The organism is Xanthomonas sp. WHRI 6108, assembly GCF_040202385.2.
Classification (GTDB): Bacteria; Pseudomonadota; Gammaproteobacteria; order Xanthomonadales; family Xanthomonadaceae; genus Xanthomonas; species Xanthomonas arboricola.
Window position 1 is genome coordinate 1,671,216 of record NZ_CP168198.1, and the last position, 18,329, is coordinate 1,689,544.

Consider the following 18,329-nt stretch of genomic DNA (forward strand, 5'->3'; position numbering starts at 1 on the left):
TCAGGCGCGCATCGGGTGCAAAGCTGCCGATCTGAGGGTTTTCTGCAGGGCCCTTGCCCGCCCACCCTCGCGGGACACGCCGCAAGTACGTCCCTGTAGGCTCTTACGCGGCATCCATGCCGCGTAAGGTCCCGCGACGGTGGGCGGGCAAGGGCCATCGAAGATGGTCGGTGTGCATGTTTGCAAGCAGAGCATGCCGTACGTTGCTTGGAGCACTAAGTGTTCGATCAAACTCTCACCATTTTCCCGTCGCAAGCCGAGCAACAAACGTGCTTTCAACACGCAAGCTATAAACGTCGCATCTGCTATCGCAAGCCGAGTAACAATCCTTAAAAAAGCAGCCGACCAACTCTCTGGTGCGGTGTCCTTGCCGGTTGCGGGACCCTCGGCGGCATGGATGCCGCCGAGGAGCCTCCATGGACGGATTCACGGCGTGTCCCGCAAGCGGTGAGGGCACCGCGCACTCGACCGACTGATCTTTTGACTTGCAGCTAGACGTTATCGCTAGGCATTGACAACGCAGCTTCGGATCTCCAGACCACGCTAAAGCGCGCGCGCGGTCGCTTCAAGATTGCATCGGTCGACAGCGGTCATGGTGATTCGCCGCGACAAGCCGTACCGGCGCCGGATGGCCCCGACACCCCTGCAGAAATTCGGGATTCGGGATTCGAGATTTGTAGCAGCCAGGAAGTTTTCGCTCGTACGGGCAAAACGTCTCCTCATCCGCCATTCGGACACCTTCTCCCGAGGGGGGAGAAGGGTGCTCCGTTAGGCGACTATTTGATTACGGACTACGCCGTGACGTTTTCCAGGATGCGCTTGCCTTCTGCACGCAGTTCCGCGTCTGCGCCGACCTCGATCTTTGCATCGTTGTCGGCCTTTTGCGCGGCCAGACGCGCGGGGCACTGCGCCATCATGTAGTCCGCGTCGAAGTTCATCCGCGTCACCAGGAAGTCCACGAAGGCGCGCACTTTCGGCGAGACCAGGCGGCCGCCGGCGAACACCGCGTTGAAGTCCACCTCCGGCCCGGTCCAACCCGCGAGCACCCGGCGCACCAGACCCGATTGCACGAAGGGCTTGGCCATCACATCGCCGGTCAACAGCAAGCCTTCGCCGCATAACACCGCGCCATTGAGCGCAGCCGGATCGTTGGCCACCATCAACGGATTGACCGGGAAATCGCGCACATCGCTGCCGTCGCTGAGCGACCAGAAAAAGCGGTTGTTGTGCACGTTGCGGTTCTTGCGCAGCGCCAGCGTGCGATGGAACTGCAGCTCGTCCGGATGCAGCGGCTCGCCATAGCGCTCGATGTAGGACGGGCTGGCGAAGACCTGCGTGCGCAGGCTGCCGAGCTTGCGTGCCACCAAGTTGGAATCGGGCAGCGCGCCGACGCGCAGTGCCAGATCGGCTTCGCCGCCGATCAGGTCCAGCTTCTCGTTGCCCAGATGCATGTCCAGCTGGATTTCCGGGTATTGCGCATGGAACTCGCCCAGCAACGGCGCGATCCAGGTGATGCCCAGCGAGTAGGGCACGGTGAAGCGCAGCCAGCCACGCGGGCCGGACTGCAATTGCCCGACGGCGCTCTCGGCTTCTTCCAGTTCGCGTGCGATGCGCTGGCAATGTTCGTGATAGACCGAGCCGGCTTCGGTCAGGCCGATGCGGCGCGTGGTCCGGTGCAGCAGGCGGGCACCCAGGCGGGTTTCCAGTTCCTGCACCTTGCGGCTGACGGTGGTCTTGGGCAGGCCAAGCGCATTGGCGGCTGCGATGAAGCTGCCTTGTTCGACCACCTTGACGAAGATCAGGGTGTCGTTGAGATCGTGAGTCATGGGGACTGCCTTCCGGGGGTCAGGAGGGATTAGACCGCTTACGGGACGATTATTCCCCTAAATCCGGACTAATCAAGTGCTGGTTTGGGGCCTAACTTATGCGGCATCCCCTCCATGCAGGAGCACGGCCATGTGGTTGTGCAATGTTTTCGGCTTGTCGTCGACATCGCGTAGCGCCATCGAAGGTGCCTTCGATCCAGTGGTTTCCACGGCGAGAAGCCCGCGTGCCGGCGTTTCGCGCGCTTTTTCGACATCGCCCCGGCGTCAGGCTGGCGGCGCTCCGACACAGCGGACTGGACTGTCGGCGCGTCTGGCGCAGCGCGGAATTGTCCCGATGTCGGGAGTGAAAGTCCCATGACCGGGATGGTCCAATCCGAGACGGCCGTCATTGGCGGCGCGGGCAATGTCGGCGCCGGTATCGTCGCCGCCTTGCTCGAGGCCCGGATGCCGGTGCTGGTGATTGGACGCGACGCCGCCAAGCTCGACGCGCTGCGCGCGCAGCATGGCCACACACCGCTGCTGGAGACCTTGCAGGGCTCGGTCGCCGACGACGCCTCGGCGCAGGCGCTGGCCGGCGAGCTGGCCCAGCGCCCGCGTCCGCTGGCGGCGGTGATCGCCAGCGTGGGCAGCCCGCTCAAGGCCGGCCGCCTGCTGGACCGCCCGGTCACCGCGCTGCGTCGCCGCATCGAGCGCGACGTGCTGCCGCACCTGGCGGCCGCGCGGCATCTGCTGCCGCTGCTGGCCGAGGCCGAGGGCGGCGGTCGCTACCTGTTGCTGGGCAGCCCCTGCGCGCTGCGTGCCTGGGCCGCGCATGGCGATACCTCGATCGCCGCTGCCGCCACCCGCATGCTCGCCCAGGTCCTGCACGAGGAAGCCAAGCCGTTCGGCGTCCGCGTGCACCTGCTGTCGGTCGAGCAGCCGGTGTGTACGCCGGGCCGTGCCAAGGATGCGTGTCCGGAATGGATCCGCGCCGTGGATGTCGGCCGTGCCGCAGTCTCGCTGATCGCCGGGCCTGGCCAGCCCGGGCAAGCCATCGTGACCGTCAGCCGTCGCCTGCATGCCGCTCCATCGGCCGACCGGCTCGCCGGTCTGCATTTTCCCATCCCCACCCGAGAGATTTCCCCATGACCCCGAACGCCACCCCGTTCCGTTTTCCCTTGCGTACTGTATTGACGGGCACCGTACTCGCGGTTGTGCTGGCTGGTTGCGGCAGCAAGGCTGCCGAGACCGGCGCGCCGCCACCGCCCAGCGTCAGCGTCGCCCCGGTGTTGCTGAAGGAGATCAGCCAGTGGGACGAATTCAGCGGCCGCATCGAGCCGGTGGAAAGCGTCGAACTACGCCCGCGCGTGTCCGGCTACATCGACAAGGTCAACTACGTCGAAGGCGCCGAAGTGAAGAAGGGCGATGTGCTCTTCAGCATCGACGACCGCAGCTACCGTGCCGAATTCGCGCGCGCCAACGCCGCGCTGGTGCGTGCACGCACGCAGTCCACGCTGGCCCGCAGCGAAGCGGCACGTGCCCGCAAATTGTCCGACCAGCAGGCCATTTCGACCGAGACCTGGGAGCAGCGCCGCGCTGCCGCCGATCAGGCCGATGCCGATCTGCTGGCCGCGCAGGCCGCGCTGGATACCGCCAAGCTCAACCTGGACTGGACCCGCGTGCGTGCGCCGATCGATGGCCGCGCCGGGCGTGCGATGGTCACCGCCGGCAATCTGGTCACCGCCAGCGACAGTGCCAGCGTGCTGACCACGCTGGTGTCGCTGGACAAGGTGTTCGTGTACTTCGATGCCGACGAAGGCACCTTCCTGCGTTATTCGCAGATGGCGCGCAACGGCGAGCGTCCGGATGCGCGCGGCGGCGAGTTGCCGGTGCGCATCGGCCTGGTCGGCGAGCAGGGCTTCCCGCATACCGGGCGCGTGGATTTCCTGGATAACCAGGTGACCCGCAGCACCGGCACCATCCGCGTGCGCGCGGTGCTGGACAACGCGCAACGCCAGTTCACGCCGGGCCTGTATGCACACGTGCAGTTGCTGGGCAGCGGCCAGTTCAAGGCCATGCTGGTCGACGAAAAGGCCGTGCTGACCGATCAGGACCGCAAGTACGTGTACGTGGTCGACAAGGACGGCAAGGCGCAACGGCGCGACATCGAGCTGGGCCGCAATGCCGACGGCCTGCGCATCGTGCGCAAGGGACTGGCCGCTGGCGACCGCGTGGTGGTCGATGGCGTGCAGAAGATCTTCATGCCTGGCATGCCGGTCGATGCCAAGACCGTGGCCATGGCCACCGCACCGGACAAGCGCACCGCGTCGAACTGATTCATCGCTGCATCGCACCCGTGACCACCGGCCTTGAAACAAGGCCGGTCCGGGGCCGCTGTGCCGCGCCGCCACCCGGCGGCAACCTCTTTCAGGACCACCCCAATGGACTTTTCCCGTTTTTTCATCGACCGGCCGATCTTTGCCGCGGTGCTGTCGATCATCATCTTCGCTGCCGGCCTGATCGCCATGCCGCTGCTGCCCATCAGCGAGTACCCGGAAGTGGTACCGCCGAGCGTGCAGGTGCGTGCGGTGTATCCGGGCGCCAATCCCAAGGTCATCGCCGAGACCGTCGCCACGCCGCTTGAGGAAGCCATCAACGGCGTGGAAGACATGATGTACATGAAGTCGGTCGCCGGCTCCGATGGCGTGCTGGTGGTCACCGTGACCTTCAAGCCGGGCACCGATCCGGACCAGGCGCAGGTGCAGGTGCAGAACCGCGTCAGTCAGGCGCAGGCGCGTCTGCCCGAGGACGTACGGCGCCAGGGCGTGACCACGCAGAAGCAGTCGCCGACGCTGACCATGGTCGTGCATCTGACCTCGCCCAAGGGCAAGTACGACTCGCTGTACCTGAGCAACTACGCCACCTTGAAGGTCAAGGACGAACTGTCGCGCCTGCCGGGCGTGGGCCAGATCCAGATCTTCGGTGCCGGCGATTACGCCATGCGCATCTGGCTGGATCCGGACAAGGTCGCCGCGCGCGGGCTGACCGCCAGCGACGTTGTGGCGGCCATCCGCGAGCAGAACGTGCAGGTTTCCGCCGGCCAGCTCGGTGCCGAGCCGATGCCCAACAAGAGCGACTTCCTGCTGTCGATCAATGCGCAGGGCCGCCTGACCACCGAAGAAGAGTTCGGCAACATCGTGATCCGCAGCGGCAACAGCGGCGAGATCGTGCGCCTGTCGGATGTGGCGCGTCTGGAACTGGGTGCGGGCAACTACACCCTGCGCTCGCAGCTGGACAACAAGAACGCGGTGGGCATGGGCGTGTTCCAGTCGCCGGGTGCCAACGCGATCGAATTGTCCGATGCGGTGCGCGCCAAGATGGCCGAGCTGGAAAAGCAGTTCCCGCAGGACATGGCGTGGTCGGCTGCGTACGACCCGACCGTGTTCGTGCGCGACTCGATCAGCGCGGTGGTGCACACGCTGCTGGAAGCGGTGCTGCTGGTGGTGCTGGTGGTGATCCTGTTCCTGCAGACCTGGCGCGCCTCGATCATTCCGTTGCTGGCGGTGCCGGTGTCGGTGGTCGGTACGTTCGCCGCACTCTATCTGCTGGGTTTTTCGATCAACACGCTGAGCCTGTTCGGCCTGGTACTGGCGATCGGCATCGTGGTCGACGATGCGATCGTGGTGGTGGAAAACGTCGAGCGCAACATCGAAGAAGGGCTGGCCCCGTTGGCTGCTGCGCATCAGGCGATGCGCGAAGTGTCCGGGCCGATCATCGCCATCGCGCTGGTACTGTGCGCGGTGTTCGTGCCGATGGCGTTCCTGTCGGGCGTGACCGGCCAGTTCTACAAGCAGTTCGCGGTGACCATCGCCATTTCCACGGTGATTTCGGCGATCAATTCGCTGACCCTGTCGCCGGCACTGGCCGCCATGCTGCTCAAGCCGCATGACGCACCGAAGGATGGCCCGTCGCGGTTGATCGATCGCTTGTTCGGCTGGTTGTTCCGTCCGTTCAATCGCTTCTTCAACAGCAGTTCGCACAAGTACCAGGGCGCGGTCTCGCGCACCTTGGGCAAGCGTGGCGCGGTGTTCGCGGTGTATGTGCTGCTGCTGGTGGTCACCGGCTTCATGTTCAAGGTGGTGCCGGGCGGCTTCATTCCGACCCAGGACAAGCTGTACCTGATTGCCGGTACCAAGTTGCCGGAAGGCGCCTCGCTGGAACGCACCAACGAAGTGATCCGTCAGATCACCCAGATCGCGCTGCAGACCGAAGGCGTGGACCACGCGATTGCGTTCCCGGGCCTGAACCCGCTGCAGTTCACCAACACGCCCAATACCGGCACGGTGTTCCTGACGCTCAAGCCGTTCAGCCAGCGCAGCCGCACTGCGGCGCAGATCAACGCGGAGATCAACGCCCGCATCAGCCAGATCCAGCAGGGCTTTGCGTTTGCGTTCATGCCGCCGCCGATCCTGGGCCTGGGGCAGGGCTCGGGCTACTCGCTGTACATCCAGGATCGCGCCGGTCTGGGCTATGGCCAGTTGCAGAGTGCGGTCAATGCGATGTCCGGTGCGATCTCGCAGACGCCGGGCATGCAGTTCCCGATCGGCACGTATCAGGCCAATGTGCCGCAGCTCGACGCCAAGGTCGATCGCGACAAGGCCAAGGCGCAGGGCGTGCCGCTGACCAACCTGTTCGACACCTTGCAGACCTATCTGGGTTCGTCCTACATCAACGACTTCAATCGCTTCGGTCGCACCTATCAGGTGATCGCCCAGGCCGACGGACAGTTCCGCGACAGCGTCGAAGACATCGCCAACCTGCGCACCCGCAACGATCGCGGGCAGATGGTGCCGATCGGCAGCATGGTCACGCTGGGCCAGACCTACGGCCCGGATCCGGTGATCCGCTACAACGGCTACCCGGCCGCCGACCTGATCGGTGAAGCGGACCCGCGCGTGCTCTCCTCCACCCAGGCGATGCAGACGCTGTCCGGCATGGCGCCCAAGGTGTTGCCCAACGGCATGAACATCGAGTGGACCGACCTGAGCTATCAGCAATCCACCCAGGGCAACTCGGCGTTGATCGTGTTCCCGATGGCGGTGTTACTGGCGTTCCTGGTGCTGGCTGCGTTGTACGAGAGCTGGACGCTGCCGCTGGCGGTGATCCTGATCGTGCCGATGACCTTGCTGTCGGCCTTGTTCGGCGTGTGGCTCACCGGCGGCGACAACAACGTGTTCGTGCAGGTGGGGTTGGTGGTGCTGATGGGCCTGGCATGCAAGAACGCGATCCTGATCGTGGAGTTCGCCCGCGAACTCGAAATGCACGGCAAGGGCATCGTCGAGGCCGCGCTCGAAGCCTGCCGCCTGCGTCTGCGTCCGATCGTAATGACCTCCATCGCCTTCATCGCCGGCACCGTGCCGCTGGTGTTCGGGCATGGCGCCGGCGCCGAAGTGCGCTCGGTCACCGGCATCACCGTGTTCGCCGGCATGCTCGGTGTGACCTTGTTCGGCCTGTTCCTGACCCCGGTGTTCTACGTTGCGCTGCGCAAGTGGGTCACCCGTCGCGAACCCGCTGCACCGGCCACCGTTGCGCACGATCACGTCAAGGCGTGAGTGCGTCGTCCCCAATCCCCATTCGCAGCACAAGGACATTGAAATGAGCAACCACAAGATCGCATTGGTCACCGGCGCCACCCGCGGCATCGGCCTGGAAACCGTTCGGCAACTGGCCCAGGCCGGCGTGCATACGCTGCTGGCCGGGCGCAAGCGCGACGATGCCGTCGCCGCCGCACTCAAGCTGCAGGCCGAAGGCCTGCCGGTGGAAGCCATCCAGCTCGACGTCAACGACGACATCAGCATCGCTGCGGCAGTCGGCACGGTGGAGCAGCGTCATGGCCACCTGGACATCCTGATCAACAACGCCGGCATCATGATCGAGGACATGCAGCGCACGCCGTCGCAGCAGAGCCTGGAGGTGTGGAAGCGCACCTTCGACACCAACCTGTTCGCGGTCGTCAGCGTCACCAAGGCGTTCCTGCCGCTGCTGCGTCGCTCGCTGGCCGGGCGCATCGTCAATGTGTCCAGCATGCTCGGCTCGCTGACCCTGCATACCCAGCCCGCTTCGCCGATCTACGACTTCAAGATTCCCGCCTACGACGCCTCCAAGAGCGCGGTCAACAGCTGGACGGTGCACCTTGCCCATGAGCTGCGCGACACCGCCATCAAGGTCAACACCGTGCATCCGGGCTACGTCAAAACCGACATGAACGGTGGCGGCGGCGAGATTGAGGTGGAGCAGGGCGCGCACAGCAGCGTGCAGATGGCATTGCTCGACGCGCACGGCGCCACCGGCAGCTTTACGCATCTGGGAGAAGTGTTGCCATGGTAAGAACCTTTCTGAGCGTGGCACTGGCCGCGCTGGTGCTCAGCGGCTGCGCGGTGGGGCCGGATTACCGGCCCGACCCGCCGGCCGCGGTGACCTTGCAGGGCGCGCAGGATGCGGCCTTCAGCGGCGAATCGCCGGTCGGTAACTGGTGGTCGCAGTTCGACGACCCGGTGCTGGAACAACTGGTGCGCGATGCCTTGTTCGCCAACCACGATCTGCGCATCGCCGTGTCGCGCGTCAAGCAGGCACGCGCGGTGTTCGTCGAGCGTCGCCTCGACCAGGCCCCGCACATCACCGCGCAGGGCAGCTTCGATCGACGCGAACAACAGCAGGTGGTTGCCGGCAACCAGCGCTTCCTCACCGAGCAGACCACCCTGGGTCTGGATGCGGCCTGGGAGCTGGACCTGTTCGGCCGCCAGCGGCGCGCCTCGGAAGCGGCACGTGCGGATCTGGAAGCCGAGCAGGCCGGCCTGCTCGACGTGCAGGTCACCGTCGCTGCCGAAGTGGCGCGCAACTACTTCGAGTTGCGCGGTACGCAAAAGCAGCTGGAGGTGTCCAAGCGCACGCTGACCAACCTGCACGACACCCAGCGGCTGACGCAGACGCGTTGGGACCTGGGCGCCGGCAGCGAACTGGATGTGCAGAGCAGCCTGGCGCGCCTGAAGGCGATCGAGGCGGACATTCCGTTGCTGGAAACCGCCGAGGCGCAGTACCGCCATCGCCTGGCGGTGCTGCTCGGCCAGGCGCCCAATGCCCTGGACGCCACCCTGGTGGCGCGCACCACGCCGGCGTTCGCACGTGCGTTGCCCTTGGGCGATACCGCCGGATTGCTGCGTCAGCGCCCGGACGTGCGCAGCGCCGAACGTCGCCTGGCAGCGGCCACCGCGCAGGTCGGCGTGGCCACCGCGGATCTGTTCCCGCGCATCAGCGTCAGCGGCTTTGTCGGCTTCCTGTCCGGCGACGCGGCCAGGCTGACCGAGGGCAGCGGCAAGGCCTGGTCGATCACCCCGTCGATCAGCTGGGCGGCATTCGACTTTGGCACCGTGCGTGCCCGCCTGCGTGCCAGCAAGGCGCAGGCCGACGGTGCGTTGGCGCAATACCAGCAGACCGTGTTGCTGGCGCTGGAAGACACCGAGAACGCCTTGATCGGCTACGGCCGCCAGCAGGCACGCCTGGCGATCGTGGTGGAGCAGGCCAATGCGGCGCGACGTGCCGAACAACTGGCGCAGATCCGCTACCGCGAGGGCTCGGAAGACTTCCTGACCCTGCTGGACGCGCAACGCACCCAGCTGGCCGCCGACGATGCGTTGGCGCAGGCCGAGGCCGCGGTGAATGTCGGCGTGGTCGGTGTGTACAAGGCGCTGGGCGGCTGGAAGCAGGGCGAAGCACCTGCGGCACCGGTGGCCGTGCTCAATCGGTGAGGCAGGCCTGCAGGGCGGCCGTCAGGTCGTCCTGCAGGCACCCGGCTGCGCCAACGCTTCGTCGGCCGATACGGCGGCTGGATTCCGGGCGACCGTCGGAACGCCTGCCGACCGGCCGATCACACGAGGGCTGCGCTCAGTCGGCAACCCGCACGCTGTCGCGGCCGCCGTTCTTGGCCAGATACAGCGCCGCATCGGCACGCGAAAACCAGTCCTGCCAATGCGTTTCGCCGTCATGGCGGGCCGCGCCCAGCGACACCGTGATCCGCCCACCCGGGCCACGCAGCCCGTTGCGGATCACCTTGCGCAGGCGCTCGGTGGCAGCTTCCAGTTCCTGCAGGGAGCCGGCACGCAACAGCACCACGAATTCTTCGCCGCCGAAGCGGAACACCTGGTGTGGCTCGCGCACTTCGAAGCGCAGGATCGTGGCCAGATCCGACAACGCGGCGTCGCCTGCGGCATGCCCGTAGAGATCATTGACCTCCTTGAAATGGTCCAGATCCAGAATGATCAGGCTGTTGAGCCGTTCATTCGGCTGGCGTCGGTCGATCTGATGGGTGAGCGCACGCTCGAGCATGCGCCGGTTGGGCAGGCCGGTCAGCGCATCCAGCGAGGCCAGCTCTTCCAGATGCACGCGGTCGTCCTGCATGCGCAGCGAGAACGCATACCCCACCGCCAGCGTCACCAGCGTCACCACGACCGTCGACACGCCCTGGCCGGGGCTGACGATCAGGCCCGGCAACAGCAGCAGCGCCGCCAGCAGCGGCAGGCTCAGCAGCACGGCGCGTTGCGGGCCGCACAGGAAGTAATTGGTGGCCAGCACCGGAAACAGCCAGGGCAGGGCGCCATCGCCGCCGGTCCAGCAGGCCACCAGACAGCCGCCCACATTGATCGAGGCCAGCCACACGCCGCCAGCGCCGGTGCGCTCTGCATCGCGCATCTTCCAGCCACGCCATATCGCAAGCACACCGAGCGATGCGGTGATCAGGCAGGCCAGCGCCTGACCGGTAATGGCCAGGTACACCGCATAGAGGCAAAGCAACAGCGCGGTGATCGGCCCCAGCATCTTGACGATGCCGAGACGGAAATCCCGCCGCAGGTGGAGGATCACAGGGAAGGTTCTATAGGAGTCGGCATCATTATCGGCGGAGCCTTGCGAAAGTTGAGCGTGCACGCGCCGCGGCAGCGGGTCGGAAAATGAAGCGTTGCCGGGTCGGGCTTCGCACATCCTTGACGGCCGTGCCGCAACCGTAGCGTCTTTGCCGTCGGAGTCTGCCATGCCCACACGCGAAGAACTCGACATGCGCCTGGACGCGCTGCAGGACGAACTGCCGCAGCTATCGGCCGACGAAGACGCGGATTTCGACTATCTCGATTTCCAGGCGCGTGCCCAGGCCGTGCTCAGCAGTGCCGCGGCCGAGGACGCGGCCTATGTGCGGACCCGCGTCGACAACATGCTGGCGGGTGCCGGCCTGATTCCAACCGATGCGGATGGGCGCAGTTGCGCTTGATGCCCGCTGTGCGCGGTTGGTGCAATGCCTGCATTGCGGGCGCGCGTGGCGCATCGGTATGCCCGCAGACGCAGGTCCAATCTGATAACGGCATGTCTCAGCCTGCGGCTGCGGTGCCCGCACTCACTACCTGATTGCGTCCGGCCTGCTTGGCGCGGTACAGCGCCTCGTCCGCGCGACGCAGCAACTGCGCCATATTGCCCGCATGTTGGGGAAAGCTGGCCGCACCGAAGGAGGCGCTGACTTTCGGCAACGACACGCCATCGGCCATCACCTGCAGCGTTTCGATGCCGGCACGCAGCTTCTCGGCCATCCTGCAGGCGGTCGCCAGATCCACTTCCGGCAGGATGATCGTCAACTCCTCGCCGCCATAGCGGCAGCAGATGTCTTCGCCGCGCGTCTGCGCCAGCAGGAATTCGCCGATCGCCGCCAGCACGCGGTCGCCGCCGCTGTGGCCGTGCAGATCGTTGAACTGCTTGAAGTGGTCCACGTCCAGCATCAGCACCGACAAGGGGAGGGCCCGCCGCGTGCAGCGCGCCAGTTCGTGATTGAGCGCTTCTTCGAGATAACGGCGGTTGTACAGACCGGTCAACGGATCGCGAATGGATTGCTGGCGCAGCGTCTCGCGCAGGCGCAGGTTGTGCAACGCCAGCGATAGTTGTTCGGCTGCGGCCTCGGCCACGGTCAACGAGGCCAGATCGCGCGGATCCTCGCTGCGTAGCGCCAGCATCCCCAGTTGCGTGCCCTGAGCCGATAGCGGGATGCAGGCGGTGCTCGCATGCGCCGGAAGATTGGCGCCGACGTGTTGGCAGAGCATGCCCTGGCTGGCGTCTTCCACCACATGCGTGCGGTCGCGGCGCAAGGCCCAGCACGTGTCCGGGGCGATGCTGGCGCTGTCGTCGTCGGCCATCGTGCCCCAGGCCACCACCTGTTCGGCACGATCGCGCGAGGCGCGCAGCAAATAGACCGCGCCGGCCGCGCCCGGGATCAGCGGAGCGATCGTGCGGGCGGTGATTTCCAGCGCTTCCTCGGCATTGCGGCAGTTCTGCAGCAGGCCCGAGTAACGTGCCAGCGCCTCCAGCCCGGCCGACGTGCGTTCGAGCGTGGCGAACGATTCGATCAGGCGTTCGCTGGTCGTGCTGGCCGCGTCTTCGGCGAGCACGCGCCGTTCCAGTTCGCGCGACAGCAACCGGTAGGCCAGCAACATCACCAGCAAGCCGCTGAAAATCCCGACCACCGTCACCCACAGCACCCACTGCGCGCTGCGCGCATTGGTGTCGGTACGCTTCACCAGTTGCTGGCGCTCCAGTTCCGTCATGGTCTGCACCTGGCGGCGCAGCGACGACGAGGTCTGGAACACGCCGCGTGCGATCGAGGCGCGCGCGCCATCCAGGCCCTGCTTGCGATAGCTGTGCAACAGGTCATTGATCTGGACCAGGCGCATGTCCACCAGGCGTCCGAGCGCCACGACGTTGCGCCGCTGCACCGGGTTGTCCTGCACCAGGGCATCCAGCCGCACGATGCGCTCGGGAAGCCGCCCGATCGCATCGGCGTACACCCCGAGAAACGCTTCGTTGTCGGTCAGCACATAGCCACGCACCGACGACTCTGCCGACAGCATCCCGGCCTGGATCTCGTCGATGCTGGCGATCACTTCCTGCGTATGCGTCACCCAGCCGGCATCGGCCAGCGAGCGCTGCGTGGTGAAATAACCGCCCACCCCGATCAGGACGAAGATCACCCCGCCAAGCAACAAGGCGCCGGCGGCGTGACGTTTTGCGTTCCTGGTTAACACCGTGTTCCCCTGACATCGATTGTCTGGTTGAGGCTGATGCAAGTCGCGTGCCCATGCTCCACTTCGCTTGCCAGTCAGCTGCGGGACGGGCTTGAGGTCGCTCCGGCGCCGGCACGACGGTATCCTTCATGCTCGTCACCGAGCCGGGCAACAGAGTGGTCATTTTCCTTGGTAGCTATCGATTGACCTGTCGCGCTGCCCAGGGCGATGGCCCCAGCCGCGGCTGGGTCGCCGACTGGCAGATCGCCCAGATTGGGGCCAGCGCCGGCGACCTGGCGGGCAGCGCCCTGTCTGCCACGTTTCCCGACCACCGCAGCGCCATGGCCGCCGCCCGGGTTGCCGGCATGGTGACGCTGGAAGCGATGCATGCCGAAGCGCAGCGGCAGCTCGAGTCCGCGTAAGCGGCATGCGTGCCCGGTCGCATCGACCACGCCGGCACCGCACCAGCTGGCATACGGTTTGCTTCCAGCCCTGAACAACGCTGGGGAGCGTCTTGGACGGAAGCGACATGCAAGAGCCCAACAAAAGTGCCCTGGCCCTGCTGCAGCAGGAAGCCACCGAACTGCTCGCGCTATTCGATCAACTGCGTGGCGATGCAGTGCCTGCGCATGACGCGGACAACGTCGTCGCAGCCGCATCCGCCGAATGCACCGAACAGACCGCCCACGTCACTAATTGACTCAGCAGGTAAGCCCGCCGCCGTCTGCGATGCAGGGGCTGTCGGGCGAGACGCGATGCGGCATTCTGTCAGCGCCATGTCGCTGCCGATCATGCGTCACCACGGCAGGGTATCGCCCATGAAAAAGGCCGGAAGCCCTCTGCATCGAGGAGTCCCGGCCTTAGTCGGTCGTCTTAGGACCGTTGTTTGGTGGAGGTGGGCGGAATCGAACCGCCGTCCGGAAGCACTCCATCCCCAGCACTACATGCTTAGCCCTCCGTTAGATCTCATTCCCAGGCAGCACGGTTGGCAAAGCGCACCTGGAAACCAGCCTGCTTTATCTAACCGGTAGCTGACAGGCAGCCACTACCGATGGTTCCGTGATAATGACCCTACACCTACGAGCACGGGCACAAGTAGGTTCGGGGGTTCGCCTAAGGCGGCTGTAGAACTACAACTAAAGCCAATTAAGCGGCGATAGCGAAGTCCGAACCGTAGTTGTCATCGTTGGCAACTAAAAGTTTGCTGCTGGATTAACGAGGAAAGCTGCCCCCTCGGCATGCGCCAAGCGACTTCGCGACCCCCGTCGAAACCAGTGCACCCCCGGGGAAAGCATCAAAACGCTGACCTGGTCAGTGTAGGGATCGGAGCGCCCTGTCACAAGTGGTGAGACGTGCAGCGCTTACAGTGGCTTCAGTCCTATCGGACGGAAAAGTCTGGTAATCAAGGAGCCAAACGATGGCGACAGGCAAGCCCCCAGGTCCACGGCAGGCACGCAGCACGCCCCGCAAACGCGCATCGGGCGTCGACGCCCCCAGGCCTCGACGCGCAGCCAAGGCTGCGCAGCAGCAGGCGCAGGACACCGTACTGACGCGCGTGCAGGGCAAGGCGCGCACTGTGATCTACATCCATGGCATCGGCAACAAGCCGCCGGCCGAGGTGCTGCGCTGTCAGTGGGACAAGGCCTTGTTCGGGCGGCCGATGGGCGAGCGCACGCGCCTGGCGTACTGGGTCAATCGCGAGCGCTATCCGGTTGCCGAACCCGGTAACTGCGACGCACGCGATGTCGGCCCGGCGCTCAATCAGAGCGTGCAGCGCGCCTTGAGCACGCTTGGGCTGGTGCCAGGCGAGCAGGATCTGCATCTGCTCGCCGATGCGTTGGCGCAGAGCGAGCAAGAGCGTGTCGATCTGCACCGCTTGCTGGACGAACTGGATGCCGCGCCCGCGATGCCGGCGGCGGGCCAGGTGCAGGCCAAGGGTCCGATCGATGCGATCAACCGCGTGCTGCTGCGGCTGATCTCCGCCGCGCTGCTGCAGGACGTGCACGATTTGTTCTTCGTGCCCGAGCGTGCGGCGTTGATGCGCGAGAGCCTGATGCAGCGGTTGCGTTCGGGGGGCGGGCCGTTTGTGGTGGTGGCGCACAGCCAGGGATCGATGATCGCCTTTGACGTGTTGCGCCAGCTCCAGGCGGCCGAGTGCGAGGTCAGTCTGTTCCTGACCCTGGGCTCGCCCTTGGGCCTGCCGCAGGTGCGCAGCATGTTCAAGCGCTGGACCGGCACGCGCAAGCTGCCCTTTCCCGCGTGCGTGCGGCGATGGATCAACGTGGCCGATACGCGCGACCCGATCGCGCTGGATCCGGATCTCGGCGACGACATCGCCAATGCCAAGGGGCGTTTCGAAAACCTCGCGGGCGCGCGCCTGAATCCGGACTGGCAGCACAACGCGCATTCGGGCTCGGGCTATCTGTCGATTCCGCAGGTGCGCGCGGCGGTGCGCGAAGCGGTGGGCGTCGGCTTCGATCAACCGGTCTCCAACGCGGTGCTGATCAAGGATCTCAGCGAGCAGTTGGAAGCGCATGGCGCCGAGTATCGGCACGAAGTGCTGATCGAGCTGGATCGCCGGTTGCTGGGCGACGACCCGGCCGCCACGCGTGCGCTGCTGTTGGCGCAGTTGCGCCAGACGGCTGCAGCGACCACCGGCTTGAGCGGCGATGCGCTGGACGAGGCGATCGAGCTGGAAGATGGCTTGCAGCGGTTCGTGTCGGCGCGGCTGACGCGGTTCGAGATCGAATCGCTGCAGGACCGCTACCGCGCGCTGGGATTCCGGCGCGTGTGGCGCGATGCCGGCAAGCGCGCGTTGATCAACGTGTCCGGCAACGTCCTGCATGCCGATGCGGCGCGCACCGCGTATCGCGCGCGCGGGCAACAGATCGGCTGGGCGGTGCTGGACACCGGTATCGCAGCCAGTCACCCGCATTTCTTCGTAAAGGGGGAGCGCGACACGGTGGTCGCGCAATGGGATTGCACGCGGCGGGGTGCAGCCAGGCGATTGACGCGCGCCGACGGCGATGCCTTCGCTCGGCTGGATCGGCACGGGCACGGCACCCATATCGCCGGGATCATCGCCGGCCATAGCCGCGCGGTGATTCCCGACGCGCAGGGCAACCCGGGCAAACCGTTGGAGTTCGCCGGCATGGCGCCGGACACCCAGCTGTACGGGTTCAAGGTGCTGGACGATGCCGGCAACGGCCGTGATTCCTGGATGATCAAGGCGGTGCAGCAGGTGGCAGCGATCAACGAGCGCGCCGGCGAGCTGGTCATCCATGGCGTCAATCTGAGCCTGGGCGGTTACTTCGATCCGGAGAGCTACGGCTGCGGTTTTACGCCGCTGTGCAACGAGTTGCGGCGGCTATGGCGGCAAGGCGTGCTGGTGGTGGTGGCCGCCGGCAACGAAGGCCTGGCCTGGTTGATGCGCAACGACGGCGATGCGTATCCGGCCAACATGGATCTGTCGATCAGCGACCCGGGCAATCTGGAGGATGCCATCGTGGTCGGCTCGGTGCACAAGAGCAGCCCGCACAATTACGGCGTGTCGTATTTTTCGTCGCGCGGACCGACCGCCGATGGGCGCGGCAAGCCGGATGTCGTGGCGCCGGGCGAAAAGATCCTGTCGGCCTATTACGATTTCGACCCGAAAGATCCGGCCAGCCTGATGGTGGAGATGAGCGGCACCAGCATGGCCGCACCGCACGTCTCCGGCGTGCTGGCCGGCTTCCTCTCCGCCCGCCGCGAGTTCATCGGCTTCCCGGATCGGGTCAAGCAGCTGATGCTGGACACCAGCACCGACCTGCAACGCGATCGCTATGTGCAGGGCAGGGGAGTGCCGAATTTGATGCGGATGCTTGGAGCGACGTGATTCGGGATTAGGAATTGGGGATTCGCAAGAGCATGGGTTCTACGCGCCGCGTTGCTCGCCGGGGCCGAGAGCCATGCAAACGCCGGCTGCGAATGGCTTTGCCTTTACCAATCCCCAATGCCGAATCCCCAATCCCGGCTACTCACGCATCCCGGTTATGCCGCCGCATCACGCGCTGCTTGTCGCGTTGCCAGTCACGGTCCTTGGCGGCGTCGCGCTTGTCGTGGTTCTGCTTGCCCTTGGCCAGCGCGATTTCCAGCTTGACCTTGTTGTTGCTCCAGTACAGCGCTGTCGGCACCAGGGTGTAGCCGTCGCGTTCGACGCTGCTCAGCACCTTGTCGATTTCCCGGCGGTGCAGCAGCAGCTTGCGGTCGCGGCGTTCCACCGGCACGGTGTGGCTGGAGGCCTGGATCAGCGGGGTAATCTGCGCGCCGATCAGGAAGATCTCGCCGGAGCGCACATAGGCGTAGCCATCGATGATGTTGGCGCGGCCGGCGCGGATCGCCTTGACCTCCCAGCCCTGCAGGGCCAGGCCGGCTTCGTAGCGCTCTTCCAGGTGGTATTCATGGCGCGCACGCTTGTTCAGCGCGATGGTTTTCGTGGCCGTCGCGCCGTTTGCTTTATCCTTGGCTGGTTTCTTGCTCATGCCGCCATTGTCGCCGATTCGGCGTCATCAAACGATCTTCTGTCTTTCACAAGTTAGCGAATGCCTACCATCCGTCGCAGCGCCCTGGTCGAACACAGCGCCACCCGCATGTTCGATCTGGTCAATGATGTTGCCGCCTATCCGAGCCGTTTCGGCTGGTGCGATGCTGCGCAGGTGCTTGAACAGGACCAGGCGCATATCGTGGCGCGGCTGGATCTGGGGTTGGGGTCGTTCCGCACCTGGTTCACCACCGAAAACGTGCTCGAACGTCCGCAGCGCATCGTCATGCATCTGCGCGACGGGCCGTTCAAGCGCCTGGAAGGCCTGTGGGAGTTTCAGTCGCTGGGCGAGAACGCCTGCAAGGTCAGCCTGACCCTGGAAGTGGAAACCAGCTCGCGGCTGTTGGGTCCGGCGCTGGCGCTGGGCTTTCAAGGCCTGGCCGACCGCATGGTCAACGATTTCGTGCGGGTCGCCGATCGCGGCGACGTCTGAGCATGCGGGTCGACGTCGTGCTGGCCTGGCCGGACCGCTGCAGTTCGGTATCGCTGGAGCTGGCCGAGGGCGCCACCGTCGCCGAGGCGATTGCCGCCTCCGGTCTGGCACCGGATCGACCGCCTGCCGCGCAGGCGATCCATGGGCTGATTGCACGCGCGGATCAGGTGCTGCGCGACGGCGACCGGGTCGAATTGCTCAGGCCGCTGCTGCTGGATCCGAAGGAGGCACGGCGTCGCCGTGCCGGACCGAGCAAAAAGGCCGGTCCCAACGGATAGCTGTGGGCCGGCACTGCGATGCATGTGCGCCGTGCGCAACAGCGAGCTCTTCTGTTGAATGATCTGGACTAGCGAGCGCAGCCTGTGGCTTGGGCAGGCGCCTGTCGCCGCAAGACGGCTGACGGAAAACCGCGGATGTCGATA

The 18,329-nt window shown here is 65.7% G+C and carries 16 protein-coding genes and 1 other RNA gene; 12 read left to right on the top strand and 5 right to left on the bottom strand.

The annotated features are described in order from the left end of the window. Nucleotides 1–791 precede the first annotated feature (791 nt). Nucleotides 792–1,826: a LysR family transcriptional regulator gene (locus ABQ039_RS07205; RefSeq protein ID WP_054592674.1), complete on the bottom strand. Its 1,035-nt coding sequence runs from the start codon at nucleotides 1,824–1,826 to the stop codon at nucleotides 792–794. 130 nt (nucleotides 1,827–1,956) lie between these two features. Here ABQ039_RS07205 and ABQ039_RS07210 point away from each other — a divergent pair, with 130 nt between their 5' ends. From ABQ039_RS07210 to ABQ039_RS07235, 6 genes are all read left to right on the top strand, one after another. Continuing rightward, complete coding sequence (locus ABQ039_RS07210) at nucleotides 1,957–2,184, top strand: hypothetical protein (protein ID WP_080639618.1); 228 nt, start codon at nucleotides 1,957–1,959, stop codon at nucleotides 2,182–2,184. After that, complete coding sequence (locus ABQ039_RS07215) at nucleotides 2,181–2,954, top strand: SDR family oxidoreductase (RefSeq protein WP_184610917.1); 774 nt, start codon at nucleotides 2,181–2,183, stop codon at nucleotides 2,952–2,954. The genes ABQ039_RS07210 and ABQ039_RS07215 overlap by 4 nt, the downstream gene beginning before the upstream one ends. Continuing rightward, complete coding sequence (locus tag ABQ039_RS07220) at nucleotides 2,951–4,141, top strand: efflux RND transporter periplasmic adaptor subunit (RefSeq protein ID WP_184610915.1); 1,191 nt, start codon at nucleotides 2,951–2,953, stop codon at nucleotides 4,139–4,141. Before ABQ039_RS07215 ends, ABQ039_RS07220 begins: the two co-directional genes overlap by 4 nt. A 105-nt stretch (nucleotides 4,142–4,246) precedes the next feature. Next, on the top strand, nucleotides 4,247–7,417 hold the full coding sequence (locus ABQ039_RS07225; protein ID WP_065032449.1) for an efflux RND transporter permease subunit: 3,171 nt from the start codon (nucleotides 4,247–4,249) through the stop codon (nucleotides 7,415–7,417). A 43-nt stretch (nucleotides 7,418–7,460) separates the two neighbouring features. Next, nucleotides 7,461–8,192, top strand: coding sequence for an SDR family oxidoreductase (locus tag ABQ039_RS07230; protein WP_184610913.1), 732 nt, complete (start codon nucleotides 7,461–7,463; stop codon nucleotides 8,190–8,192). Continuing rightward, entirely contained in the window at nucleotides 8,186–9,610 is a 1,425-nt protein-coding gene (locus ABQ039_RS07235) for an efflux transporter outer membrane subunit (RefSeq protein WP_046342208.1), read from the top strand. The genes ABQ039_RS07230 and ABQ039_RS07235 overlap by 7 nt, the downstream gene beginning before the upstream one ends. A gap of 136 nt (nucleotides 9,611–9,746) precedes the next feature. On the opposite strand, the gene ABQ039_RS07240 is transcribed toward ABQ039_RS07235, so the two are convergent. Continuing rightward, nucleotides 9,747–10,721, bottom strand: coding sequence for a GGDEF domain-containing protein (locus tag ABQ039_RS07240; RefSeq protein WP_065032447.1), 975 nt, complete (start codon nucleotides 10,719–10,721; stop codon nucleotides 9,747–9,749). 94 nt (nucleotides 10,722–10,815) lie between these two features. Here ABQ039_RS07240 and ABQ039_RS07245 point away from each other — a divergent pair, with 94 nt between their 5' ends. After that, on the top strand, nucleotides 10,816–11,121 hold the full coding sequence (locus ABQ039_RS07245) for a hypothetical protein (RefSeq protein WP_046342210.1): 306 nt from the start codon (nucleotides 10,816–10,818) through the stop codon (nucleotides 11,119–11,121). A 97-nt stretch (nucleotides 11,122–11,218) separates the two neighbouring features. Here ABQ039_RS07245 and ABQ039_RS07250 read toward each other — a convergent pair whose 3' ends face one another. Continuing rightward, entirely contained in the window at nucleotides 11,219–12,916 is a 1,698-nt protein-coding gene (locus ABQ039_RS07250) for a GGDEF domain-containing protein (RefSeq protein ID WP_184610911.1), read from the bottom strand. Between the two features lie 155 nt (nucleotides 12,917–13,071). Here ABQ039_RS07250 and ABQ039_RS07255 point away from each other — a divergent pair, with 155 nt between their 5' ends. Together ABQ039_RS07255 and ABQ039_RS07260 are read left to right on the top strand one after the other, a co-directional pair. Then, nucleotides 13,072–13,317: a hypothetical protein gene (locus ABQ039_RS07255; protein WP_054592675.1), complete on the top strand. Its 246-nt coding sequence runs from the start codon at nucleotides 13,072–13,074 to the stop codon at nucleotides 13,315–13,317. 107 nt (nucleotides 13,318–13,424) lie between these two features. Next, entirely contained in the window at nucleotides 13,425–13,595 is a 171-nt protein-coding gene (locus ABQ039_RS07260; RefSeq protein WP_181097723.1) for a hypothetical protein, read from the top strand. 187 nt (nucleotides 13,596–13,782) lie between these two features. Here ABQ039_RS07260 and ssrA read toward each other — a convergent pair. Next, nucleotides 13,783–14,179: a transfer-messenger RNA gene (ssrA, locus tag ABQ039_RS07265) on the bottom strand. Nucleotides 14,180–14,312: 133 nt separating this feature from the next. On the opposite strand from ssrA, the gene ABQ039_RS07270 reads away from it, so the two are divergent. After that, complete coding sequence (locus tag ABQ039_RS07270; protein WP_184610794.1) at nucleotides 14,313–16,769, top strand: S8 family peptidase; 2,457 nt, start codon at nucleotides 14,313–14,315, stop codon at nucleotides 16,767–16,769. A gap of 142 nt (nucleotides 16,770–16,911) precedes the next feature. On the opposite strand, the gene smpB is transcribed toward ABQ039_RS07270, so the two are convergent. After that, nucleotides 16,912–17,415 (bottom strand): SsrA-binding protein SmpB, encoded by a 504-nt coding sequence (smpB, locus tag ABQ039_RS07275; RefSeq protein ID WP_006449452.1) that lies wholly within the window; start codon nucleotides 17,413–17,415, stop codon nucleotides 16,912–16,914. 60 nt (nucleotides 17,416–17,475) lie between these two features. Here smpB and ABQ039_RS07280 point away from each other — a divergent pair, with 60 nt between their 5' ends. Together ABQ039_RS07280 and ABQ039_RS07285 are read left to right on the top strand one after the other, a co-directional pair. Next, complete coding sequence (locus tag ABQ039_RS07280) at nucleotides 17,476–17,907, top strand: type II toxin-antitoxin system RatA family toxin (protein ID WP_184610792.1); 432 nt, start codon at nucleotides 17,476–17,478, stop codon at nucleotides 17,905–17,907. 2 nt (nucleotides 17,908–17,909) lie between these two features. After that, entirely contained in the window at nucleotides 17,910–18,185 is a 276-nt protein-coding gene (locus tag ABQ039_RS07285) for an RnfH family protein (RefSeq protein ID WP_016901566.1), read from the top strand. Nucleotides 18,186–18,329: the final 144 nt, after the last annotated feature.